Annotated in this window: 21 protein-coding genes; 11 read left to right on the top strand and 10 right to left on the bottom strand. The window is 61.1% G+C overall.

What is annotated here, in order from left to right; genetic code table 11:
- Window positions 1–263 precede the first annotated feature (263 nt).
- Window positions 264–1250, bottom strand: coding sequence for a 2-hydroxyacid dehydrogenase (locus ACN0WV_RS13675; protein WP_417606493.1), 987 nt, complete (start codon window positions 1248–1250; stop codon window positions 264–266).
- Between the two features lie 111 nt (window positions 1251–1361).
- On the opposite strand from ACN0WV_RS13675, the gene ACN0WV_RS13670 reads away from it, so the two are divergent.
- The gene (locus ACN0WV_RS13670) at window positions 1362–1853 is read left to right on the top strand and encodes an SH3 domain-containing protein (protein WP_084353393.1); all 492 of its coding nucleotides are present in this window, start codon (window positions 1362–1364) and stop codon (window positions 1851–1853) included.
- Window positions 1854–2119: 266 nt separating this feature from the next.
- A complete protein-coding gene (locus ACN0WV_RS13665) occupies window positions 2120–2578 on the top strand; it encodes an NUDIX hydrolase (protein WP_084353394.1) in 459 nt (152 codons plus the stop codon).
- Window positions 2579–2612: 34 nt separating this feature from the next.
- Here ACN0WV_RS13665 and gndA read toward each other — a convergent pair whose 3' ends face one another.
- Window positions 2613–4010 carry an NADP-dependent phosphogluconate dehydrogenase gene (gndA, locus tag ACN0WV_RS13660; RefSeq protein WP_417606490.1) on the bottom strand — a complete coding sequence of 466 codons (1398 nt, stop codon included), beginning with the start codon at window positions 4008–4010 and terminating at the stop codon, window positions 2613–2615.
- A 266-nt stretch (window positions 4011–4276) separates the two neighbouring features.
- Window positions 4277–5374: a redox-regulated ATPase YchF gene (ychF, locus tag ACN0WV_RS13655; RefSeq protein ID WP_084353396.1), complete on the bottom strand. Its 1098-nt coding sequence runs from the start codon at window positions 5372–5374 to the stop codon at window positions 4277–4279.
- Window positions 5375–5566: 192 nt separating this feature from the next.
- Here ychF and trpA point away from each other — a divergent pair, with 192 nt between their 5' ends.
- Window positions 5567–6358: a tryptophan synthase subunit alpha gene (gene trpA, locus ACN0WV_RS13650; RefSeq protein ID WP_417606489.1), complete on the top strand. Its 792-nt coding sequence runs from the start codon at window positions 5567–5569 to the stop codon at window positions 6356–6358.
- An 84-nt stretch (window positions 6359–6442) separates the two neighbouring features.
- Entirely contained in the window at window positions 6443–7606 is a 1164-nt protein-coding gene (locus tag ACN0WV_RS13645) for an alpha-hydroxy acid oxidase (protein ID WP_417606487.1), read from the top strand.
- Between the two features lie 10 nt (window positions 7607–7616).
- Here the strand turns inward: ACN0WV_RS13645 and ACN0WV_RS13640 are convergent, their stop codons facing one another.
- On the bottom strand, window positions 7617–8783 hold the full coding sequence (locus ACN0WV_RS13640) for an MFS transporter (RefSeq protein WP_417606485.1): 1167 nt from the start codon (window positions 8781–8783) through the stop codon (window positions 7617–7619).
- Window positions 8784–9016: 233 nt separating this feature from the next.
- Here ACN0WV_RS13640 and ACN0WV_RS13635 point away from each other — a divergent pair, with 233 nt between their 5' ends.
- The 3 genes from ACN0WV_RS13635 (at window position 9017) to ACN0WV_RS13625 (ending at window position 11064) form a co-directional block, all read left to right on the top strand.
- A complete protein-coding gene (locus tag ACN0WV_RS13635) occupies window positions 9017–9664 on the top strand; it encodes a 50S ribosomal protein L25/general stress protein Ctc (protein WP_084353400.1) in 648 nt (215 codons plus the stop codon).
- A gap of 133 nt (window positions 9665–9797) precedes the next feature.
- Complete coding sequence (pth, locus tag ACN0WV_RS13630; protein WP_417606484.1) at window positions 9798–10517, top strand: aminoacyl-tRNA hydrolase; 720 nt, start codon at window positions 9798–9800, stop codon at window positions 10515–10517.
- A 169-nt stretch (window positions 10518–10686) separates the two neighbouring features.
- Window positions 10687–11064, top strand: coding sequence for a DUF2237 family protein (locus ACN0WV_RS13625; RefSeq protein WP_417606482.1), 378 nt, complete (start codon window positions 10687–10689; stop codon window positions 11062–11064).
- 111 nt (window positions 11065–11175) lie between these two features.
- Here the strand turns inward: ACN0WV_RS13625 and trpB are convergent, their stop codons facing one another.
- Entirely contained in the window at window positions 11176–12405 is a 1230-nt protein-coding gene (gene trpB / locus ACN0WV_RS13620; RefSeq protein WP_084353403.1) for a tryptophan synthase subunit beta, read from the bottom strand.
- Here trpB and rpsA point away from each other — a divergent pair.
- A complete protein-coding gene (gene rpsA / locus ACN0WV_RS13615) occupies window positions 12380–14440 on the top strand; it encodes a 30S ribosomal protein S1 (RefSeq protein WP_417606480.1) in 2061 nt (686 codons plus the stop codon). The genes trpB and rpsA overlap by 26 nt on opposite strands.
- Window positions 14441–14505: 65 nt before the next feature.
- On the opposite strand, the gene ACN0WV_RS13610 is transcribed toward rpsA, so the two are convergent.
- Window positions 14506–16485 carry a hypothetical protein gene (locus ACN0WV_RS13610; RefSeq protein WP_417606478.1) on the bottom strand — a complete coding sequence of 660 codons (1980 nt, stop codon included), beginning with the start codon at window positions 16483–16485 and terminating at the stop codon, window positions 14506–14508.
- A 290-nt stretch (window positions 16486–16775) separates the two neighbouring features.
- Between ACN0WV_RS13610 and ihfB the strand changes: the two genes are divergently transcribed.
- The 3 genes from ihfB to ACN0WV_RS13595 are packed head-to-tail and all read left to right on the top strand — an operon-like array spanning window position 16776 to window position 18068.
- On the top strand, window positions 16776–17057 hold the full coding sequence (gene ihfB / locus ACN0WV_RS13605) for an integration host factor subunit beta (RefSeq protein ID WP_084353407.1): 282 nt from the start codon (window positions 16776–16778) through the stop codon (window positions 17055–17057).
- 5 nt (window positions 17058–17062) lie between these two features.
- Window positions 17063–17413, top strand: a complete 351-nt coding sequence (locus ACN0WV_RS13600) for a lipopolysaccharide assembly protein LapA domain-containing protein (protein WP_417606476.1) — start codon at window positions 17063–17065, stop codon at window positions 17411–17413.
- Between the two features lie 10 nt (window positions 17414–17423).
- Window positions 17424–18068 carry a phosphoribosylanthranilate isomerase gene (locus tag ACN0WV_RS13595; RefSeq protein ID WP_417606474.1) on the top strand — a complete coding sequence of 215 codons (645 nt, stop codon included), beginning with the start codon at window positions 17424–17426 and terminating at the stop codon, window positions 18066–18068.
- Between the two features lie 10 nt (window positions 18069–18078).
- On the opposite strand, the gene ACN0WV_RS13590 is transcribed toward ACN0WV_RS13595, so the two are convergent.
- From ACN0WV_RS13590 to ACN0WV_RS13575, 4 genes are all read right to left on the bottom strand, one after another.
- Complete coding sequence (locus tag ACN0WV_RS13590) at window positions 18079–18696, bottom strand: (d)CMP kinase (protein WP_417606472.1); 618 nt, start codon at window positions 18694–18696, stop codon at window positions 18079–18081.
- Between the two features lie 48 nt (window positions 18697–18744).
- On the bottom strand, window positions 18745–20097 hold the full coding sequence (aroA, locus tag ACN0WV_RS13585) for a 3-phosphoshikimate 1-carboxyvinyltransferase (RefSeq protein WP_417606470.1): 1353 nt from the start codon (window positions 20095–20097) through the stop codon (window positions 18745–18747).
- Window positions 20098–20182: 85 nt separating this feature from the next.
- A complete protein-coding gene (gene trmB / locus ACN0WV_RS13580; protein WP_417606468.1) occupies window positions 20183–20914 on the bottom strand; it encodes a tRNA (guanine(46)-N(7))-methyltransferase TrmB in 732 nt (243 codons plus the stop codon).
- Window positions 20915–20986: 72 nt separating this feature from the next.
- A complete protein-coding gene (locus ACN0WV_RS13575; protein WP_084353413.1) occupies window positions 20987–21886 on the bottom strand; it encodes a DUF1353 domain-containing protein in 900 nt (299 codons plus the stop codon).
- Window positions 21887–22026: the final 140 nt, after the last annotated feature.

Here is a 22026-nt window from a genome sequence, read left to right as displayed (position 1 = left end):
GCAACTCGGCCCACCATCGCATCATCTCCCGATATCCCGTTCAGTCTATGATACGAATTACAGTTCCGGGTGACTAGATTCTGGCTTGGACAATCCTACGCACGGGCCTTTCGGAGATAACCAATTCACCGGCGACGCGTCTCTTGCTCTGTCCCTCGGCTAGTAGAGCTGTACTTGGACAGCCTTCATTTTGCCCGTGGGCTTACAAGCCAAACGCGTCATCGACAGCTGGATCGGGTGCTAAAACGCCGAGCGACCGCCCGTCACAGCATGGCGGGCACGACCTGATCGGGTGGGCGGTGACCGTCGGCGAAGGTTTTGATATTGATGATGACCTTTTCGCCCATCTCTACCCGCCCCTCCTGTGTGGCGGACCCCATATGCGGCAGCATCACCACATTGGGCAGATTGCGCAGGTCGGGGTTGGACTGTGAACCTTGCTCGTAGACATCAAGCCCCGCACCCGCGATCTCGCCTGCTTTGAGCATGCGGGTCAGGGCCGGCTCGTCTATTACTTCGCCGCGCGAGGTGTTCACAACCACGGCGCTGGGTTTCAGCAGCTTCAACCGCCGCGCGTTCAACAGGTGAAAGGTGGACGGGGTGTGCGGACAGTTCACGCTGATGACATCCATCCGCGCGACCATCTGATCGAGGCTTTCACAATATGTTGCCTCGACCTGCTGTTCATTTTCGGGACGCAGGCGGCGACGGTTGTGATAGTGGATCTGCATGCCGAATGCCTGCGCCCGGCGTGCGACGGCCGTTCCGATCCGTCCCATACCCAGGATGCCCAGGCGACGCCCGCCAAGGCGTCCGCCAAGAAAGGCGGTCGGTGCCCAGCCGTTCCAGTCCCCGGTCTGCATTACCGCCAGCCCTTCGGGCAAACGCCGGGTGACAGCAAGGATCAGGGCAAGCGTGATGTCAGCGGTGTCTTCCGTCACGACGCCGGGCGTGTTGGACACAAGAATGCCGCGTTGCCGCGCCGTGTTCACGTCAATATGATCAATACCCGCACCGTAATTCGCGATCAGGCGCAGCCGGTCTCCGGCTTGGGATATCAACGCGGCGTCGATCTGATCGGTCACGGTCGGAACCAGAATATCGGCTTCTTTCACTGCCGCGACCAGTTCTGCGCGCGTCAGAGGCGTATCATCGTCCCGCAGACGAACATCGAAAAGTTCTTTGAGCCGGGTTTCAACCACTTCCGGCAAGCGTCGCGTCACGACAACACTCAGGCGTTTTGATGGCATCATGCACTCCTGCTTCTTCCAAACCCGCGTAGCTTTTGGCACAGTGGCGCAAGCAGCGACGGGGCACAAGAACCCTGCGCGAAAAACACATGCGCAACCGGGGCAGGTCGAATGAAACCCATCGGATTAGGGCTTATCCTCGCGGTCTTGCTGGGGGTTTCGGCGTATGCGCAAGAGCGTGGCCCGGTGACGAACCTGCCGGTGCCGAGATTTGTGTCGATGAAGGCGAGCGAAGGCAATGTCCGGCGTGGCCCATCACTGACCCACCGCATCGACTGGGTGTTCAAACGCCGCGACATGCCGCTGGAAATCACCGCCGAATATGGCCATTGGCGCCGGGTGCGAGACCGTGACGGCGCGGGCGGTTGGGTGCATTATTCGCTTCTTTCCGGGGTACGCACGGTTCTGGTGGAACGCGAGATGCTTGATCTGCACGTCCGACCCGATGACGACGCCCAGGTCTCGGCCCGGCTGGAAATGGGCGTCATCGCGCGGCTCAACGAATGCACCCTGAAATGGTGTCAGCTTAGCGCGGGGGGCTACAAGGGCTGGGCGCACAAAGCCGACCTGTGGGGCGTGAAACCGGACGAGTTGCGCGACTAGGCGCGGCTGCGGGCTGTTTGATCTCGAAGGTCGTTTTGATCCCGCTGACGCGGGCCGCACCTTCCCGCTTGTTGGCAGCGCGCCAGACAACGCGCGGTTCATCCGGCTGGATTTTCGTTTAACAAAGCCCTATAATTAACGATGTAGAAACTAAAATCTTAAGAAATACTGTAGTTGATAAAGCCCGACAGGGCGCAAGCAGCCGAACCATACAAGCAACAGGTTGCGTAAAATAGTGGTCTGGAAAAGACCCAAGGAGCAGAAGAATGAAGCGGAGGGGCGAACAAATCGCCGCGCTGCCCATAAGGTGCGACGAAAAAGGCAAGATCAGCGTGTTGATGGTGACCTCTCGCGAGACAAAGCGATGGGTTCTCCCCAAGGGCTGGATCATGGACAACAAGAAACCCTGGGCGGCGGCCGAGATTGAAGCTCTGGAAGAAGCCGGTGCCGAAGGGTTCATTGCCGACGAAGAGCTGGGCATTTACCACTACGACAAGGTTCTGGACGACAAGAAGACGCTGCGTTGCAGGGTCCGGGTCTACCCGATGATGGTCAAGAAGCTGAAGCGTAACTGGAAAGAGCGGGACGAGCGCAAGCGCCACTGGTTTACCCCTAAAGCGGCCGCCAAACGGGTGCATGAACCCGAGTTGTCAGAGCTTCTGCTCAAGCTCGACAAGAAGCCGCATAAGGAACCCAGCGTCAAAATGGTGCTCAAGGCGTCCTGACCTTTTGCAGGCGACACGGCCAAGGTCGTCCGGCCTAGTCCGCCCAAGGCCCGTGCTGATCCTTGCGCCCGTCAAAACGCTCGAACCCGTGAAGGCCGAAGAAATCGCGCTGACCCTGGATCATGTTCGCAGTCCCGCGCGCGGTGCGCATCGCGTCGAAATAGGCCAGCCCTGCCCCCAATGCCGGCAGCGCCACGCCATGTGCAACGCCTGTGGCAACGACCTGCCGCAAGGCTGCATGGCTTTTCTGGATCCGTTTCGTGAAATGCGGCGCGAACATCAGGTTGCGGTCGCCCCCTTCTGCCAATGCCGTCGCCATATCGTCCAGCATCGCCGAGCGGATGATACAACCCGCCCGCCAGGTCCGTGCAATCGTGGGCAGGTCCAGCGACCAGCCATATTGCTCTGACGCTGCCGCGATCATCTCGTAGCCTTGCGCGTAACACAGGATCTTGCCGCAGATAAGCGCGTTTTCCAGCGCGTCTTCGGTGGGTGCGGCATCGCCCATTGGCACCGGTCCAGCGCCGAACAGACGCTCGCCATCGGCCCGCGCATCGCGGCGGGATGACAGGTTGCGCGCGACCACCGCCGCCTCGATGCAAGGAATGGGGGCGGCCAGGTGCTGCGCCTCGATTGCCGTCCAACGCCCGGTGCCCTTCTGGCCCGCCGCGTCGACGATGACCTCCAGCAGCGGTTTCCCCGTCTCCTTGTCGGCGGCCCCTGCGACCTTGCCCGAAATCTCGACCAGATAGCTTTGCAACGGACCCCCGTTCCAGCGGTTGAAAACCTTGGCAACCTGATCGGGCCCATAGCCCATGCCATCGCGCAGGATGCCGTAGATCTCGGCGATCATCTGCATATCGGCATATTCGATGCCGTTATGGACGGCCTTGACGAAATGTCCGGCCCCCTCCTCGCCCATCCAGTTGGCGCAAGGCGTGTCGTCAAACTTTGCGGCGATGGCGGTCAGGATGGGCGCGACCCGGTTCCAGTCGGCACGTTGGCCGCCCCCCATGATCGCGGGCCCGTGGCGCGCGCCTTCTTCTCCGCCCGACACACCAATGCCCAGAAACGGCCCAGAGCCATCGCGCGACCGGCGGTTTGTGTCGTGGAAATTGGCGTTGCCCGCATCGATGATCAGATCATCCGGCCCCAGAAGCGGCCTCAGCGCCGCGATCTGGTCGTCCACCGCCTGCCCCGCCGGCACCATCAAAATGATCGCGCGTGGCTCTGCAATGGCCTCGACCAGCGCCTCCAGCGTTTCGGTCGGCGTGATCCGCGCGGCAAGCTGTCCGGCAGAGGCATGAAAGTCCCGCGTGACGTTGGTCGTGCGGTTCCACACCGCAATGTCAAAGCCGTGATCCGCGATGTTCAGCGCCAGTGCCGCCCCCATGGTTCCCAGGCCAATCAGGCCAATCTCTGCTTGTGACATGGGTGTGAATCTCCTGACTGTCTTGAGGCGGTTTTAAGACCTCATCGGCTTGGTTGTGCAGATCCGCCCCGGCCCCCGAGCCGGGGCCTCGCGGGACAGTTGACGCACCTGCCGTTCAGCCCAACTGTTAGCGCCACCGTCCCCGATGGTCAAACCGGCGCATCACGGCGTCAATTCAGCGGGCACATCCCCGCCCGTCAGGCCTGTGAGGCGCGCACAGGTCCGCGTCTACCGCACACCCCGGCGCCGAAACAGCGGTGCAACACTCAGGTATTGAAAAGGAAGTGCAGAACGTCGCCGTCCTTGACCACATAAGCCTTGCCCTCGGCGCGCATCTTTCCGGCCTCCTTGGCGGGCTGTTCGCCCCCCAACGCCACGAAATCGTCAAAGGCGATCGTCTCGGCGCGGATGAAGCCCTTTTCAAAATCGCCGTGAATCACCCCTGCGGCCTGCGGCGCGGACGTCCCCTGACGGATTGTCCAGGCGCGTGCTTCCTTTGGGCCGACCGTGAAATAGGTCTCAAGATGCAGGAGCTCATAGCCCGCGCGGATCAGCCGATCCAGGCCCGGCTCATCCAACCCCATCTCAGACAGGAACATCTCGGCTTCTTCATCTTCCAACTGGCTGATTTCTTCCTCAATCTGCGCAGAGATGATGACATGCGAATTGCCTTCGGCAGCGGCCATTTCGGCGACGCGCGCGGAATGGGCATTGCCTTCGGCGGCGTCTTCCTCGGACACGTTGCACACATACAAAACCGGCTTTGTGGTCAGCAATTGCAGCAATTTCCACGCCCGCTGGTCATCCGCGTCCACCTCGACCGTGCGGGCGGGCTTGCCGTCTTCCAGCACCGCCAGCGCCGCCTTCAAAAGCCGCTCCTGCTGAACCGCTTCCTTGTCGCCGCCACGCACCTTGCGCGTCAGGTTCTGCATCCGCTTTTCGATGGAATCAATATCGGCGAGCATCAGTTCCGTTTCGATGGTCTCGGCATCGGCCACCGGATCGACGCGGTTTTCCACATGGGTCACGTCGCCATCCTCGAAACAGCGCAGGACATGGGCGATGGCATCGACTTCGCGGATATTCGCCAGAAACTGGTTGCCAAGGCCCTCCCCTTGCGAGGCACCCTTCACCAGACCGGCAATATCGACAAAGGTCATCCGGGTCGGAATGATCTGCTTGCTACCCGCAATCGCGGCCAGCTTGTCCAGCCGCGCATCGGGCACCGCGACCTCGCCGACATTGGGCTCGATCGTGCAGAACGGGAAGTTCGCCGCCTGCGCCGCAGCGGTTCGGGTCAACGCATTGAACAAAGTCGACTTGCCCACATTCGGCAGGCCCACAATTCCCATCTTGAATCCCATGACACATCTTTCCCAGCTAGGTTTCCCGCGCCTTCTAGATCCAAGCCCGCCGCGCTGCAACACATGGTGCTGTCATTCGCAGCGGAACGAGCGTCAAAGCAACCGCGCAAGCCCCTGCGCAGACGTCAGAGCGTCTTGATTTCCCCGCGCCAATTCGGCACATCGGTCAGGAACTTCCCGAAAGGACCTGCCATGACCCGCATCGACGCCAAATTCGCCGCCCTGAAGGCCGAGGGCAAGAAAGCATTTGTCGCCTATGTCATGGCAGGCGATCCCGATTACGAAACGTCTCTGGAACTGATCCGCGGCCTGCCGGGTGCGGGCGTCGACATCATCGAGATGGGATTGCCCTTCACCGACCCGATGGCTGACGGCGAAACCATTCAACTGGCGGGCCAGCGCGCGCTGGAGGGCGGCATGACGCTGAAACGCAGCTTGCAGATGGCACGCGCGTTCCGCGAGGCCGACGACACCACCCCGATCGTGCTGATGGGTTATTACAACCCGATCTACAATCACGGGGTGGACACGTTTCTTGCCGATGCCAAGGTTGCGGGCATCGACGGTCTGATCGTCGTCGATCTGCCCCCCGAAGAGGATGAGGAATTGTGCATCCCCGCGCAGGCCGCCGGGCTCAACTTCATCCGTCTGGCCACGCCCACCACGGATGACAAACGCCTGCCCAAAGTGCTTCAGAACACCTCGGGCTTTGTCTATTATGTATCGATCACCGGTATCACCGGTGCGGCGGCGGCAGAGGCCGGCGATGTCGGACCGGAAGTGGCGCGGATCAAGGCGCAGACCGATCTTCCGGTGATTGTGGGCTTTGGCATCAGAACCCCCGAAGCCGCCGAGAGCATCGCCAGCATCGCCGATGGCGCGGTTGTCGGCTCTGCCATTGTGGGCGCGCTTGCCGATGGAAAACCGGTCACGGACGTGCTGAGCTTTGTGAAAACACTGTCAGACGGGACCCATCGCGCCTGACACCGCATGAAATGACAAATGCCGCATTGCCTGACGGTCCGGGCATTGGTAAGAAAACCTCACCAATCCTCCGGAGACACTGCCATGCCCGTCATCACCAGCATCGAAGACCTCAAGCGCATCTATAAGCGCCGCGTGCCGAAGATGTTCTACGACTACGCTGAATCGGGCAGCTGGACAGAGCAGACCTTCCGCGAGAATTCGTCTGACTTCGATCAGATCCGTCTGCGGCAACGTGTGGCTGTCGACATGACCGGTCGCAGCACGCAAAGCGAAATGATCGGCGAGAAGGTCAGAATGCCGGTGGCGCTCGCCCCGGTTGGCTCGACCGGCATGCAATGTGCCGATGGCGAGATCAAGGCCGCCCGCGCGGCCGAAGCATTTGGTGTGCCCTTCACCCTGTCCACCATGTCGATCAACTCGATCGAGGAAGTGGCCGAAGCGACGACCAAGCCGTTCTGGTTCCAGCTTTACACCATGAAGGACCTCGATTTCACCTCGCGCCTGATCGAACGGGCACGGGCGGCACGCTGTTCGGCATTGGTCATCACGCTGGATCTGCAAATCCTCGGGCAACGGCACAAGGATTTGAAAAACGGGTTGTCGGCCCCACCGAAGCTGACCCCTGCGACGCTGCTGAATCTCAGCACGAAATGGGGCTGGTGCATGGGCATGGCGGGGGCCAAGCGTCGCAATTTCGGCAATCTGGTCGGCCATGTGCATGGCGTAAAGGATCTGGCAAGCCTTGGGTCCTACACAGCCGAACAGTTTGACCCGGCACTGGACTGGGACAAGGTGGCCAAGCTCAAGGAGCAATGGGGCGGCAAGGTGATCCTCAAGGGTATTCTGGACCCCGAAGATGCCAAGATGGCGCTGAAAGTCGGTGCCGATGCCATCGTGGTGTCGAACCACGGCGGGCGGCAACTGGACGGTGCGCTCAGCTCCATCCGCATGCTGGACCCGATCCTGCAAGCCGTCGGAAATGACACCGAGGTGCATCTGGATAGCGGCATCCGCTCCGGTCAGGACGTGCTGAAGGCGTTGGCGATGGGTGCCAAGGGCACCCATATCGGCCGCGCCTTTGTCTATGGTCTGGGCGCCATGGGGCAAGAGGGCGTGACCGCGGCGCTGGAAGTGATCGAGAAGGAACTCGACGTCTCGATGGCGCTGTGTGGACGCCGCCGGATGGACGAGCTGGACCGCGACATTCTGCTGATCCCCGAAGATTTCGAAGGCCGCTGGCAGTAGCGTCGGATCGCTACTCTGCCACGACGGGCCGCGCCGCCGAAGCGCGCATCAACGTTAGAACTGACGGGATGATCGTCGCCACCAGCAATGCGGTGGCGATGAACGCCATCCGCAACCCCAGATGCTCGGCAATCAGGCCCATCATCGACGGCCCGACGAAAAAGCCGACAAACCCCACCATCCAGGCGCGTGAAATCACCAGCGACCGTTGATCGGGCCGCACCAACCGCCCAAGCAGAGAATTGGCGCAAGGCACGATCACCGCCATGCCTGCCCCCATCACCGCGACGCCCGCAATGGCCATCGGCACATTGACCGCCAATGCGATCGTCAGCGCCCCCACAACGCCCAAGACCGCCGACCACAGGATCAACGGCCCCTCGCCAAGCCAGCGCGCGGCCGCCTGCCCACACAGACGGATCACGCCCATCGCCAACCCCAGCATCGACGGTCCGAACCCGCCCGTGCCTTCGGCCGCGCCAAGCGTGCGTTCGATCAGCAAGGCCGACCAGGCCTCGGTCGCGTTCTCCCCGATGAAAGACGCGAACAGGATGCCGCCGGTCAGCAAGATCAGTGTCCATGGCAAATGCGCGGGCTGTGTCATGTCAGGCGGTGGCGATCCGCGCCATTGGCGCCCTTCATGCATGAACACCGCAAGCGCCAGCCCCGCCAGCGCCATCACTGGCAGGATCTGGTCCGGGCCATAGCCTGCGCGCCGTGCAATCCCCGTCACCAGCGCGCCGCCCGCAAAGGCAAAGGAAAACATCGCGTGGTTGACGTTCATCAGCGGCATCCCGTGACGCTCTTCCAGAACCGAGATGCGGACATTGGCGCTGACATCCAACAGCGCCACCATCAGCCCGGAAAACAGCATCGCCGCTGCAAATGAGGCAAATCCATCCGCCAAGCTTAGCAGCAGATACCCCCCGACCAGAAGCGCGCCCGAGACGGGCAGCACCCGCCGCCCCAGAAGCGCGCCGATCCGCGGGCTGAGATACATCGCCACAAAACCGCCCACGGCAGAGAACAACAGAGCCAGGCCCATATCCGCATCGCTGAGACCTGCCGTTTGCTTGAGATCAGGAACCGAGGCGGCAAACGTGCCCCAGAACGCGCCCACTGCGGTCAGCGCAAGCATCGGCGCGCGCGAAACCGCGATGGCTTTGGTATATGACATCAGAACCCCTTCACGGCATTTCCCGGCTTGCCGCCTCGTCCCTGCAAGACTGGTCCGACATTGCCCGCATGTGGTACATCGCTGCGCACGCGCTGCAAAGTAACATATTAAAGCGCTTTGGAAAGCGTGCTTTCGAATCGACTTTCCAACCTGAGGGAATTGTCCTATACGCGCGGCTTCACGCGGGGTTACAGCCTTGGAGGAACCCCGCCTTTATTTATGGAGACTACAAAATGGCTGGTGAGATCCCTGATCTTCACGCCCAGGAACGCACGGGGACGGGCAAGGGCGCCGCTCGCGCTGCACGTCGTGCACAAATGGTTCCGGGCATCGTATTTGGTGGCGACAAAGAGCCGCTGGCAATTCAGATCCCTTTCAACGAACTGCTCAAGCGCCTGAAAGCAGGCCGCTTCAAGTCCACGCTGTTCAACCTGAAGGTTGAAGGCCAGGAAGACGTCCGCGTGATCTGCCGCGACGTGCAGCGCGATGTGGTCAAGGATTTGCCGACGCATTTCGACCTGCTGCGCCTGCGCCGCACCACGCGCCTCAACCTGTTCATTCCGGTTGAATTCATCGGCCACGAAGAATGCCCCGGCCTGACCAAAGGTGGCGTCTTGACCACCGTTCGCCCGGAAGTCGAACTGAACGTGCAGGCGGGTGACATTCCCGACCACATCACGATCGACCTTTCCGGCAAGGATATTGGCGACGTGATGCATATCGACGAAGTCGATCTGCCCAAGGGTGCGAAGGTCACGGTTGAGCGCAACTTCGTGATTGCCAACCTGTCCGCTCCGTCGAGCCTGAAATCCTCTGGCGATGATGAAGAAGAAGAGGTCGCAGCCGACGAGGTTCCGGCAACCGAAGTCGAAGAGAGCTGATCCCAGCCTCAACGAGCCAGGTATCGCGGCCCCTGCCCTTGTGGCGGGGGCCGTTTGCGTTTGTCGCACGGCTTTTCTTCGCGCGCGTCCCGGCCTATGTAGCCGGGAGAGCACAGCACAGGGGGCGAAACCCATGAAACTCTTTGTCGGCTTGGGCAATCCGGGCGCGAAATATGCGGGGACACGGCATAACATCGGCTTTATGGCAGTGGACATAATCCAGTCGGATCATGAGTTTGCACCGTGGAAATCGAAGTTTCAGGGCAAGATGAGCGAAGGCAAGCTGGGGTCTGAAAAGGTGCTGTTGCTGAAGCCCGAGACCTTCATGAACCTGTCGGGGCAATCGGTGGGCGAGGCGATGCGGTTTTACAAGCTGGACCCATCGGATGTCTGTGTTTTTCACGACGAATTGGACCTTGCGCCCGGACGGGTGAAGGTCAAGACCGGCGGCGGACATGCCGGGCACAATGGTTTGCGCTCGACGCATGGCCATATTGGCGAGTCTTATCAACGGGTTCGCCTGGGCATCGGCCATCCCGGCCGCAAGGAATTGGTCTCAGGTTATGTGCTGCATGACTTTGCGCGGGCCGATGCGGACTGGCTGGACGATCTGATGCGTGGCATCTCGGACGGCGCGGCGTCGCTGGCGGAAGGTGATCCGGGGCGGTTTATGAATGCAGTCGCGTTGCGAATGGCACCTCCCCGCAAGGCGTCGGGCACCGGACCGGAGGGCGGCAAGACAGCGGCAACGAAACCCGAGAAGATCGTTCAAGCCTCTGAAACGAAAACAGAAACTTCAGAGACACCTGACAAACGCAGCGCATTGCAAAAACTGGCGGATCGGTTCCGGTAGCTGGGGCTGGTTGCGGCGCGCGACGGCGTTGAAACCCGGCGGCAAAGACACAGCCCATTGTTGCATCGGCTCTGGCCGGATCAACCCTGATTGGTGTAACATCAAAACCAATCAACCCCACGTTTAGCATATACACAGGCAGATGCCAGACCCGGACGGAGAATAGTCAATGAAGAAAGATCCTGAAATCAATGTCTTGGGTGGCGGACTGGAGAGTTGCTCGACCTCGCCGCTGACGGGGTATTTCCGCGATGGTGCCTGCAATACCTGTGCGCAGGATCAGGGCAGCCACACGGTTTGCGCGGTGATGACGGCGGAGTTTCTGGCCTATTCGAAATATGTCGGCAACGATCTGTCGACCCCGCAACCGCAATTTTCCTTTGCAGGCCTGAAGCCCGGCGATCGCTGGTGCCTGTGCGCGGGGCGTTTTCTGCAAGCGCATGAGGAGGGCTGCGCGCCCAAGGTTGACCTGGTCGCGACCCATATCCGGGCGCTGGACATCGTGCCGCTGGCCGTGCTGGAGGCGCATTCGTCCGACAGGGTTTGACGCCTTTTGTGCCTTTTGTACGCCTCAAACGTACAAAAGGCCCCGACGGCGAAATTCAGGCGGAAAGTCAGGCGAAAGACCCCGGTTCGCAAAGCGACCGGGGTGGGTGTTTCACGGCTCGGCGCTCATGTCGAAACCGAGATGGCGTGCCACGGTGAAGATGTCCTTGTCGCCGCGCCCGCACATGTTCATGCAGATGATGTGATCGCGGGGCAGGTCCGGCGCGATCTTCATCACATGGGCCAGCGCGTGGCTGGGTTCCAGCGCGGGGATGATACCCTCCATCTCGCAGGACAGCTGGAACGCTTCCAAAGCCTCGGCGTCGGTGATCGAGACATATTGCGCGCGGCCCGTGTCATGCAGCCAGCTATGTTCAGGTCCGATACCGGGATAATCCAGACCGGCGGAGATCGAGAAGCCTTCGAGGATCTGGCCGTCATCGTCCTGCAACAGATAGGTCCGGTTGCCGTGCAGCACGCCGGGACGCCCGCCGGTCAGCGAGGCGCAATGTTCCATCTTGTCATTGACGCCCTTGCCGCCGGCCTCGACCCCGATGATGTTGACGGAAGGTTCGTCAAGGAACGGGTAGAACAGGCCCATCGCGTTGGACCCGCCTCCGATGGCGGCGATCAGCGTATCAGGCAGACGGCCCTCTTGTTCGTGCAACTGCTCGCGCGCTTCCTTGCCGATGATGGACTGGAAGTCGCGGACCATTGCCGGATAGGGATGCGGACCCGCCACCGTACCGATACAGTAGAACGTGTCGCGCACATTGGTCACCCAGTCGCGCAGCGCGTCGTTCATCGCGTCCTTCAGCGTGCCGCGGCCAGAGGTCACGGGGATCACCTCTGCCCCCAGAAGGCGCATGCGGAAGACATTGGGTGCCTGACGTTCGACATCATGCGCGCCCATATAGACCACGCATTTCAGGCCGAACTTGGCGCAGACCGTCGCCGTGGCCACGCCGTGCTGGCCCGCTCCGGTTTCGGCAATGATCCGGGTCTTGCCCATGCGACGCGCCAGAATGATCTGGCCCAGCACGTTGTTGATCTTGTGCGCGCCGGTATGGTTCAGCTCGTCGCGTTTGAAATAAACCTTGGCACCGCCCAGATGGTTGGTCAGACGCTCTGCGAAATACATCGGGCTGGGACGGCCGACATAATGGGTCCAGAGATGATTCATCTCGTCCCAGAAATCCGTGTCGGTCTTGGCCCGCTCGTACTGTTCCTCAAGTTCGAGGATCAGCGGCATCAGGGTTTCGGACACGAACCGGCCGCCGAACTTGCCAAAACGGCCGTTTTCGTCGGGCCCGGACATGAAGCTGTTGAAGAGATCGTTCATCGGATGCGCCCCGTGTTATTCGTGCCCATACATAACGTCCCCGTCCGGCGAAGGAAATGGCCGCAGGATGTGTTTTTCCTCCCCCTGCCCGCCTTACCGCCGATACGCCGCAGCCCTGCCGCCAATCAATGCACTACATGGTTGTGTATCCCATTCAACCCGGCTATACCGCGCGCGTCGACAAGGTGAAATTGCCGCGCAACATCGAGATCGAGCAGGGTCGGAAACACCGGCCCTCTTTGTTTTGCGGTTTGTCTGTAGACCAATCCGATCCGCCGTAAGCGCGGACATCCCCAAGACCGGCGGAGACAACCGCTCGGCCAGAAAACATCTTAAAGGATCTAAGCGCCACATGGCTGAAAATACATCTATGGAGGAATTCGAAGCCCTTCTGAACGAAAGCTTCGAAATGGACACACCCGATGAGGGGACTGTCGTCAAGGGCAAGGTCATCGCCGTAGAGGCAGGCCAGGCCATCATCGACGTAGGCTACAAGATGGAAGGCCGCGTCGATCTTAAAGAATTTGCAAACCCCGGCGAAGCGCCCGAAATCAATGTCGGCGACGAAGTCGAGGTTTTCCTGCGGTCCGCGGAAAACTCGCGCGGCGAAGCTGTCATCTCGCGTGAGATGGCCCGCCGCGAAGAAGCCTGGGACCGTCTGGAAAAAGCCTATGCCGACGACGAGCGTGTCGAAGGTGCGATCTTTGGTCGTGTCAAAGGCGGCTTCACTGTCGATCTGGGCGGCGCGGTTGCGTTCCTGCCCGGCTCTCAAGTTGATGTGCGCCCCGTGCGCGATGCCGGCCCTCTGATGGGTCTCAAGCAGCCGTTCCAGATCCTGAAAATGGACCGTCGTCGTGGCAACATCGTTGTTTCGCGCCGTGCGATTCTTGAAGAATCCCGTGCCGAACAGCGCGCCGAAGTCATCGCCAACCTTACTGAGGGTCAGGCAGTGGACGGCGTGGTCAAGAACATCACCGAATACGGTGCGTTTGTTGACCTGGGCGGCGTGGACGGCCTGCTGCACGTCACCGACATGGCATGGCGTCGTGTGAACCATCCTTCGGAGATCCTGTCGATCGGCGAAACCGTCAAGGTTCAGGTCATCAAGATCAACAAGGAAACCCACCGTATCAGCCTGGGCATGAAGCAGCTTCAGGAAGATCCGTGGGATATGGTTGCCGCGAAATTCCCGCTGGAATCCGTGCACACTGGCCGCGTGACCAACATCACCGATTACGGCGCGTTCGTCGAACTGGAGCCCGGTGTCGAAGGTCTGGTTCACGTCTCGGAAATGTCCTGGACCAAGAAGAACGTGCATCCCGGCAAGATCGTTTCGACCTCTCAGGAAGTCGAAGTCATGGTTCTGGAAATCGATCCGGCCAAGCGCCGCGTTTCGCTGGGTCTCAAGCAGACCATGCGCAACCCGTGGGAAGTCTTTGCCGAAACCCACCCCGAAGGCACGCATGTCGAGGGCGAGGTCAAGAACATCACCGAATTCGGTCTGTTCATCGGTCTCGAAGGCGAGATCGACGGCATGGTTCACCTGTCCGACCTCAGCTGGGACCAGCGTGGCGAGGAAGCCATTCAGGAATACCGCAAGGGCGATATCGTTCAGGCGGTTGTCTCTGAGGTTGATGTCGAGAAAGAGCGTATCTCGCTGTCGATCAAGGCACTTGGTGGCGACAAGTTCGCAGAAGCGGTTGGCGGCGTGAAGCGCGGCTCTATCGTGACTGTCGAAGTGACCGCGATCGAAGATGGCGGCATCGAAGTGGAATATGAGGGCATGAAATCCTTCATCCGCCGCTCTGACCTGTCGCGTGACCGTTCCGAACAGCGCCCCGAGCGTTTCTCGGTCGGCAACAAGATCGACGTGCGCGTGACAAACGTGGACGCCAAGACCCGCAAGCTGGGCCTGTCGATCAAAGCCCGCGAGATTGCAGAAGAGAAAGAAGCAGTGCAGCAGTACGGCTCTTCCGACTCGGGCGCATCGCTTGGCGACATCCTGGGTGCGGCGCTGAAAACCGGCGACGAATAAACCTTAGGGTTTCACAAGATGACGAAAGGCCCCGGCACAGCGCCGGGGCCTTTTTCGTTAGCGCCTCAGAACTCTGTCAGGGGCATCAAGGCACCGTCATCGAAGCTGATCCATTCGATCAGATTGCCATCGCCGTAATTGTAGGTCTGGCTGTGAATGAAGATGCTGTCGGTCACTGCCCCAAACGCGTCCGTGACCGAGATGGTCATCCGCCCCTGCGAATCGACGTCGGCGCTGACGGCGCCGATTGAGAACCCGTTCATCCTGATCGTGTCGCCGGAGGAATCCACCTCGCCCTGATAGACGCCGGCTTCGTAGATTTCGTCATGCCCAAAACCCGGCGTGAAGATGAAAATGTCGTCACCACCGTCGCCCGACAGAAGGTCGTTGCCGGACCCGCCGATGATGGTGTCGGCGCCGTCACCGGCATAGATCCCGTCATCCCCGCCGGCGGCGTCGATGAAATCTCCGCTGGCGTAGTCGGTGCCGGCCAGGCTGTCGCTTGCATCCGTTCCGGTGAAGGGCAGCCCCGCGCGAAGATCCAGAACGCCGTCTTTCGCGATCAGCCGGTCTGCCCGGTACGCGGCGGCGGAAAAATGATTCCCCACAAAGACATGATCGGTGCCATTGCTGTGGTAAATGCTGAGATGGCCGCTGTTGACGCCGATCTCGCGCACCAGCCTGAGATCATCCAGCGACGTATCGGGGAATCTCAGCCTGTCCCAACCGCCCTCTTCGCCGACCACATCCACGCCCCAGCCCTCGCGAAAAACATAGGTGTCATTGCCCAGCCCACCTTCCAGATCGTCGTTGCCAAACCCGCCGTCAAGAAAATCGCTGCCCCCGGCCCCGGAAAGCCTGTTGTCGTATTGGTTTCCAATCAGCACTTCATCGGCGTTTGACCCGAATATGTCTTCGGCAGTTTCCGCCAACGGGCCGGAGTCGATCAGCCTGAAGACCTCGACATTGGCGAAAGTGGCGTAATAACCGGTATGAAGCTGCCACATGGTCGAGATGATCGTGTCGAAACCGACACCGCCATCGACCTCTGTCTGGATGTTGTGCACATAGATCGTGTCGTCACCGTAATTGCCGAAAATCGTGTTGGCCCCTGCGCCACCGTCAATCGTGTCATTCCCGCCCATGCCTGACAGGATGTCCGCGCCTGCCCCGCCTTCAAGCAGGTTTGCCTTGCCGTTCCCGATAAGAATGTCGCCGAAGTCTGACCCGACGAGGTTTTCGATATTCCAGAACCCATCGCCTTTCGCCCAGCCGTCGAACCCCTGCCCGTCCTCGTAGCTGCGGATCAAAGACACGCTGACGGCGCGGTCTGACAGCGAAAAGTCGACAGTATCCCTACCACCCCTGCCGATGAAGAAATCCTGGCCGGCGGTGGCGATGAAGACGTCCGCGCCCATGCTCCCTGCCGACCTGTTCGGCGCTGGCAGGTCCGGATTGTAGGAGGCTTCAATTGCGGCATTCAGATTGGTCAGGCTGCTGTAAAATGGCTGGCCAAGCGAGTCCAGCAGCGCTTGCAGCCGTTCGTGACGCGGCCAGTCGTTCGCGTCCGCCTCGTTATTGCCCCACAGGACCCATGGCAGAATATCAAAGGCGGTGTGGCCCGGAACGTCCCCGCTGGGGCGGTAATTATAGGTGCCGATATTGCGGTTGGAATATTCGAAATAACCACTGGATGTGGAAAGATTGTAATCGTCCGTCAGCATGGCGAACCGCCCGGTCTGTGCGGTTCCAACGTATTTGAAAACGTATTCTTCGCGCTCCCCGGTGGTGCTGACCCATTTGGTATTGAAGGCATCGGTATTGGTATTCGGGTTTTCCTCAAACTGATGCAGGACGGATTTGTAATCGGGCAGCATCTTGTATTTGAAAGCACCGTCTGCCTTGGCGGTCATCACGTCAAAATAGTATTTCTGCGCTGCCTGATCGCCGTTGCGCCGGTAGTGAACCCGCTGCGACACCCCCGTCAGCCCCAATGTTTCGAGTTCGTCCACAACGTCGTTCAGAAAACGGGTGACTGGCCCCATGCAAAATTCCTGCGTAGCAATAAAGTCTCGGATTATGTTCGGAATGAAATCGCATGATTGTATACGAATCAAGTGCTGGCCGCAGGGCGTTATGTGCCCATCGGCATCAATGCCGCAACGCAGCATCGCGCTTGTGATGACGGTCCGGCGCGTTTTCGGCGGTACGCGGCGAGATACATCACAATTATTCGGCCTCCAACGCCCGGAAAACATTTCCTTTTTGCGCGTTTGATCCTATAGTTCTCAGGATAAACGAGAACCGTGGGGCATGCCCGAGGGGGGCAACATATATGATCCGGTCGGAGCTAATCCAGAAGATCGCGGATGATAATCCGCATCTTTATCAACGTGATGTAGAGCGGATCGTGAATACGATCTTTGAAGAGATTACCAACGCGATGGCACGCGGAGATCGCGTCGAACTGCGCGGCTTTGGGGCCTTTTCCGTCAAGAAAAGGGATGCGAGGGTGGGACGTAACCCGCGCACCGGAGAGTCGGTCGATGTCGAGGAGAAACATGTGCCCTTCTTCAAGACCGGCAAGCTGCTGCGCGACAGGCTGAACGGAAAGTAAACTTCATGCGCTACATTCGCTATGCCTTCCTGGGCGCTATGGCCATTGTGCTGATTGCCGTGGCTCTGGCCAATCGTGGCTTCGTCACGTTGCGGCTTTTGCCTGCGGAACTGGCCGATTTGCTGGGGCTGACCCATTCCATCCAGCTGCCGCTGTTCATCGTGATTTTCGGCGGGATTGCCGCAGGCCTGCTGATCGGCTTCTTCTGGGAGTGGCTGCGCGAGCACAAAGTGCGTGCCGAGGCCAGCCGCAAGGCGTCCGAGGTCAAGAAGCTGGAGCGTGAGCTGCGCCGTGTCAAAGGCCAGCGTGACGAGGGCAAGGACGAGGTTCTCGCCATTCTCGACGAGGCGCGCTAAGCCTGCGCCGATGTCCGACATCCGTGTAAAAATATGTGGCCTCGGCACCGAGGCTGACATCAAGGCCGTGTCCGATGCGGGCGCGGCCTATGCCGGTTTCGTGTTCTTCCCGAAATCGCCGCGCAACCTGACTACCGCGCAGGCGCGCGCGCTTGCCTTGCTGACGCCGCCGGGACTGGCGAAGGTCGCGCTGGTGGTGAATGCCGATGACGCGCTGCTGGACGAGATCACGGACCAGGTGCCGTTGGACATGTTGCAACTGCATGGACGCGAGACGCCCGAGCGGGTGCAGGAGATCCGCGCGCGTTACGGCCTGCCGGTGATGAAGGCGGTCGGAGTCGCCTCGGAAGAGGACCTGCCCGCGCTGGACAGCTATGGCCGTGTTGCCGACCAGCTTCTGGTCGATGCCAAGCCACCCAAGGGTGCCGAATTGCCGGGCGGAAACGGGCTTGCCTTCGACTGGCGGCTGATCGCCGGGCGGCGCTGGCCAGTGCCGTGGATGCTGGCAGGCGGGCTGACGCCCGCGAACGTGGCGCTGGCGGTGCAGATGACCGGGGCGCGGCAGGTGGATGTGTCCTCTGGCGTGGAAAGCGCGCCGGGCGTGAAGGATGCCGCAAGAATCGCCGCGTTTGCAGAGGCGGCGCGCGGGATCTAGGCCAAGGTGACTAGGCCTGCGTTGCGCCCTTTTGTGTCACAGCGGCAATCGCGGCGGCAACGGCATCGTCGATGCTCATGCCCGATGTGTCGATTTGCACGGCATCCTCGGCCGGCAGCAATGGTGCGGCCGCCCGGTCCATGTCGCGCGTATCGCGTTCGCGAACATCGGCAAGGACGGTTTCAAACGTGGTCTCCAGCCCCCGGTCAAGCAATTCGCGAAAGCGGCGTTCGGCGCGCACCTCGGCGCTGGCGGTGACGAACAGCTTGGCCTCGGCATCGGGGCAGATCACCGTCCCGATGTCGCGCCCGTCCAGCACGGCCCCGCCGTCGCGCCGGGCAAAGGCGCGCTGGAAATCGACCAATGCGGCGCGCACCTCGGGGATCACCGCGACCCGGCTGGCGGCCTGTGCCACGTCGGGCGTGCGCAAATCATCCGCCTCAAGATCCTCGGCCAGCAGCGAGGTTGCGGCCTCCAACGGGTCAACCCCGTCCAGCATCCGTCGCCCGACCGCCCGGTAAAGAAGGCCGGTATCGAGATGGGCATAGGCGAAATGCGCGGCCACCGCCTTGGAGATCGTGCCCTTGCCTGCGGCTGCTGGCCCGTCGATTGCAATGGTGAAAGCCAATAAAAATTCCCCCTGAATGAGGTTGTAAAACCGCTTGCGCGGCGCGCGTCAGGTCCCCGATCGTTCGATCTGTGCCCCGAGTTCTGCCATCAGCGGCTCGAATATCGGGAAGGAGGTCGCAATCGGCCCGCCATCATCGACCCGCACCGGGGTTTGCGTGGCCAGCCCCATCACCAGAAACGCCATGGCGATTCGGTGGTCAAGATGGCTTTGCACCTCGGCCCCGCCTTGCACGGCACCCGGCCCCTGCCCTTCGACGGCATACCAGTCGTCGCCTTCCTCAACCTGCACACCATTGGCTTGCAGGCCCGTCACCATCGCATCAATGCGGTCACATTCCTTGACGCGCAATTCCTTGACGCCGGCCATCAGCGTCCGGCCCCTGGCGAAGGTGGCGACGACCGACAGCACCGGGTATTCGTCGATCATGCTGGCGGCCCGGTCGGTCGGCACCTCGATGCCACGCATATCGGGCGAGTAGCGCGCGCGCAGATCGGCAACGGGTTCGCCGCCCTCTTCACGCTCATTCTCGTAGGTCAGGTTGGCACCCATGTCGCGCAGGGTGGTAAACAGGCCCGCACGCGTGGGGTTCAAACCGATATTGGGCACCAGCACATCTGAGCCTTCGCAAATCAGCGCGGCACAGACCGGGAAGGCCGCAGAGCTTGGGTCGCGCGGCACGATGATGTCCTGCGGCTTCAGTTCCGGCTGGCCGGTCAGGGTGATGACGCGGCCTTCGTCGGTGACCTCGGTGGTGATCTCGGCACCGAAACCGGCCAGCATCCGTTCGGTGTGATCGCGGGTGGCTTCCTTCTCGATCACCACTGTCTGGCCGGGCGCGTTCAGCCCCGCCAGCAGCACGGCGGATTTGACCTGCGCAGACGGGACGGGTGTGGTGTAGCGCACGGGGACCGGATCTGCCGCCCCCACGATTGTCATCGGCAGACGGCCACCGGCACGCCCCACTGCCTGCGCGCCAAACAGCGCCAGCGGATCGGTGACGCGCGCCATGGGCCGCGAATTGAGGCTGGCATCGCCGGTGAAGGTGGCAGAGATCGGCGTGGTGGCCATGGCCCCCATGATCAACCGCACGCCGGTGCCCGAGTTGCCGCAATCAATGACGTTGTCCGGCTCGGCAAAGCCGCCGACACCCACGCCCTGCACGCGCCAATTGCCGCCACCCAGATCCTCGACCTCGGCCCCGAAGGCGCGCATGGCCTTGCCGGTATCCAGCACGTCCTGCCCTTCAAGAAGGCCAGTGATGCGCGTCTCGCCCACGGCCATCGCGCCAAGGATGAGCGAACGGTGCGAGATCGACTTGTCCCCCGGTACGTTTGCCTCTCCGACAAGCGGACCGGACTTGCGCGACATCATCGGGATCGGGGTGCCATGTGCAGACATCTGAAGACCTTTGCGTGAACTGCGAGTTGGTCGTCTGATAGCGCAAGCGGAAGGGGGCGTAAATCACCTGTCGTGCGGCCCTTGGTCAGCCTTTCGTTCGACGAAAGGTCAGATAATGCGGCCTGCGGCCTTCGCGCAGCGCTTTCTGCTCGTAGCGGGTGGGAATCCAGTCCTCCCACGGTTCGCGCCAATCCTGCGGGCGTTCGGCCAGCCACTCGAAACCGAAGCGCGGGACCTGTTCCAGGGTCTGGCGCACATAGTCGGGAATATCCGTGGCCACGCGGAAGATCGCACCGGGTTTGAGGGTACGGGCCAGCGGTGCAAGGTGATCGGGCGTTACGAAACGGCGGCGATGGTGGCGTTTTTTCGGCCAGGGATCGGGGTAGAGCAGGAAGGCGCGGTCGATGGAAGCCGCTGGCAGCACGTCGAACATATCGCGCGCATCGCCGGGATGAACCCGCAGATTGGTGGTGCCCGCATCGCGGATCTTGCCCAGCAACATGGCGACGCCGTTGATATAGGGTTCGCAGCCGATGATGCCTGTGCCGGGGTTGCGCACCGCCTGATGCACCATGTGTTCGCCGCCGCCAAAGCCGATTTCCAGCCAGACCGGGGCATCGCCAAACAGGCCCGTAAGATCCAGAGGGTTGCGATCCGGGTTGGTTTCCCAGTCCACCGTGCCGGGCGACAGCGCATCGAGGTCTTCCTGAAGATAAACCTCCTGGCTGGGCCGCAGGGCCTTGCCCTTGAAACGGCCGTAAAAGTTGCGCCACGGGGCGCCTGAAGGGTGCGTATCACGCCTGTCCTGTCCGGTCATGGGCAGAGCGTCTAGCGCCGTGCGGCGTGCAGCGCAATGCCGCACGGCCCAATGTCGACCCTGTCAGCCCAGTTAGCGGGCAGCGCGGGTCACATCTGTGGAAGTGGCCAGACCGTCGGCAGAGTTTGCGCCAGTCAACGCCAAGGTGCCGCCGTCTTGTCTAGCAGGGCCGTCGATGATTTCGCCACCCGCGATGCCAGCACCGTTGTCAGTGCCGCCGTCCTGAGCGTCCCTGCCCGTTTCGGCCCGGCCATTCCGGCTATTGTTGTCGCCATCCTCGTTGGCCGGCACCCATTTCTTGATCAGCCTGCGTTCCAGCCATTTCAGATAGGCGAGCAGCTCTGGCATCGTAGGATCATTTTCACCGATGTAAGTCTGGGTCTTGATCATCGCATCCCTGAGGTAGGCATCCGGCACCATATCCAGGCGCTCAGGCGGGCTGTTCCAGCGCGGACCGCCCAGATAGACGGCGGCAAACATCACTTTCGCACGGCCTGCTTCGGTGCCGCCGACGCGCAGGGCATCGTAGAACATGCGGTGCACATCCTGCCAGGGGGCTGAGTGATATTCCGGCAGCTGCTCGTTTCCGATACCGCAATAGGCGTCGTGGATTGCTGCGGCGTTGACAAATTCCTGCGACCTGGGCGACCCGACAATCGGCACGAAGATCCGTGGAATCGACGCGCCATCCGTCAGCGTGCGTTCTGGCGCGACCCAGCGACGCTGCGTGACATCAACGAATTCAAGCCGCTCTGCGGTCGGATAAAAATCCGCAAGACGCGAGCCGATGCGGACGCTGTCGTTTTGCAGCTTCACGGGGCTGTTGATGAACTGGCAACTGTCAGAGGACGGCCCTTCGCATTGTTGCGCGGCAAGCGCCTGCCGGGTATCAAGCTCTTCTTGTGTTGCCAGCATCGGGCCGCAGCCCAGAAGGCTTAGACAAATTGCGGAAAACGCAGAAATTCGTAACATGTGCACACCAAATTAACCAAAAATTAAGATTTGGCGCACGATAGGCGAAGGCCCCTCCGGGGATCAACCCCAAGCGATGGTCCGGATTTCTTTCAGGCTTGAGAAACTCTGCCGGGCAGGACAAGCGCAGCTATTGCAAT

This window comes from Primorskyibacter flagellatus, from assembly GCF_048268605.1.
Classification (GTDB): Bacteria; Pseudomonadota; Alphaproteobacteria; order Rhodobacterales; family Rhodobacteraceae; genus Primorskyibacter; species Primorskyibacter flagellatus.
Note: the sequence above shows the minus strand (reverse complement) of the source record. Positions and strands in the feature narration are given on the sequence as shown.

What these genes read in the sequence shown, in the direction of transcription:
- ACN0WV_RS13625 (WP_417606482.1), top strand. Translation starts at nt 10,687, where the DNA reads ATGAAGAAAGATCCTGAAATCAATGTCTTGGGTGGCGGACTGGAGAGT.
- ACN0WV_RS13610 (WP_417606478.1), bottom strand. Translation starts at nt 16,485, where the DNA reads ATGGGGCCAGTCACCCGTTTTCTGAACGACGTTGTGGACGAACTCGAA.
- ACN0WV_RS13675 (WP_417606493.1), bottom strand. Translation starts at nt 1,250, where the DNA reads ATGCCATCAAAACGCCTGAGTGTTGTCGTGACGCGACGCTTGCCGGAA.
- pth (WP_417606484.1), top strand. Translation starts at nt 9,798, where the DNA reads ATGAAACTCTTTGTCGGCTTGGGCAATCCGGGCGCGAAATATGCGGGG.
- ihfB (WP_084353407.1), top strand. Translation starts at nt 16,776, where the DNA reads ATGATCCGGTCGGAGCTAATCCAGAAGATCGCGGATGATAATCCGCAT.
- ACN0WV_RS13670 (WP_084353393.1), top strand. Translation starts at nt 1,362, where the DNA reads ATGAAACCCATCGGATTAGGGCTTATCCTCGCGGTCTTGCTGGGGGTT.
- ACN0WV_RS13640 (WP_417606485.1), bottom strand. Translation starts at nt 8,783, where the DNA reads ATGTCATATACCAAAGCCATCGCGGTTTCGCGCGCGCCGATGCTTGCG.
- ACN0WV_RS13645 (WP_417606487.1), top strand. Translation starts at nt 6,443, where the DNA reads ATGCCCGTCATCACCAGCATCGAAGACCTCAAGCGCATCTATAAGCGC.
- ychF (WP_084353396.1), bottom strand. Translation starts at nt 5,374, where the DNA reads ATGGGATTCAAGATGGGAATTGTGGGCCTGCCGAATGTGGGCAAGTCG.
- ACN0WV_RS13665 (WP_084353394.1), top strand. Translation starts at nt 2,120, where the DNA reads ATGAAGCGGAGGGGCGAACAAATCGCCGCGCTGCCCATAAGGTGCGAC.
- ACN0WV_RS13595 (WP_417606474.1), top strand. Translation starts at nt 17,424, where the DNA reads ATGTCCGACATCCGTGTAAAAATATGTGGCCTCGGCACCGAGGCTGAC.
- ACN0WV_RS13635 (WP_084353400.1), top strand. Translation starts at nt 9,017, where the DNA reads ATGGCTGGTGAGATCCCTGATCTTCACGCCCAGGAACGCACGGGGACG.
- gndA (WP_417606490.1), bottom strand. Translation starts at nt 4,010, where the DNA reads ATGTCACAAGCAGAGATTGGCCTGATTGGCCTGGGAACCATGGGGGCG.
- aroA (WP_417606470.1), bottom strand. Translation starts at nt 20,097, where the DNA reads ATGTCTGCACATGGCACCCCGATCCCGATGATGTCGCGCAAGTCCGGT.
- ACN0WV_RS13575 (WP_084353413.1), bottom strand. Translation starts at nt 21,886, where the DNA reads ATGTTACGAATTTCTGCGTTTTCCGCAATTTGTCTAAGCCTTCTGGGC.
- trpB (WP_084353403.1), bottom strand. Translation starts at nt 12,405, where the DNA reads ATGAACGATCTCTTCAACAGCTTCATGTCCGGGCCCGACGAAAACGGC.
- trpA (WP_417606489.1), top strand. Translation starts at nt 5,567, where the DNA reads ATGACCCGCATCGACGCCAAATTCGCCGCCCTGAAGGCCGAGGGCAAG.
- rpsA (WP_417606480.1), top strand. Translation starts at nt 12,380, where the DNA reads ATGAAGCTGTTGAAGAGATCGTTCATCGGATGCGCCCCGTGTTATTCG.
- ACN0WV_RS13600 (WP_417606476.1), top strand. Translation starts at nt 17,063, where the DNA reads ATGCGCTACATTCGCTATGCCTTCCTGGGCGCTATGGCCATTGTGCTG.
- trmB (WP_417606468.1), bottom strand. Translation starts at nt 20,914, where the DNA reads ATGACCGGACAGGACAGGCGTGATACGCACCCTTCAGGCGCCCCGTGG.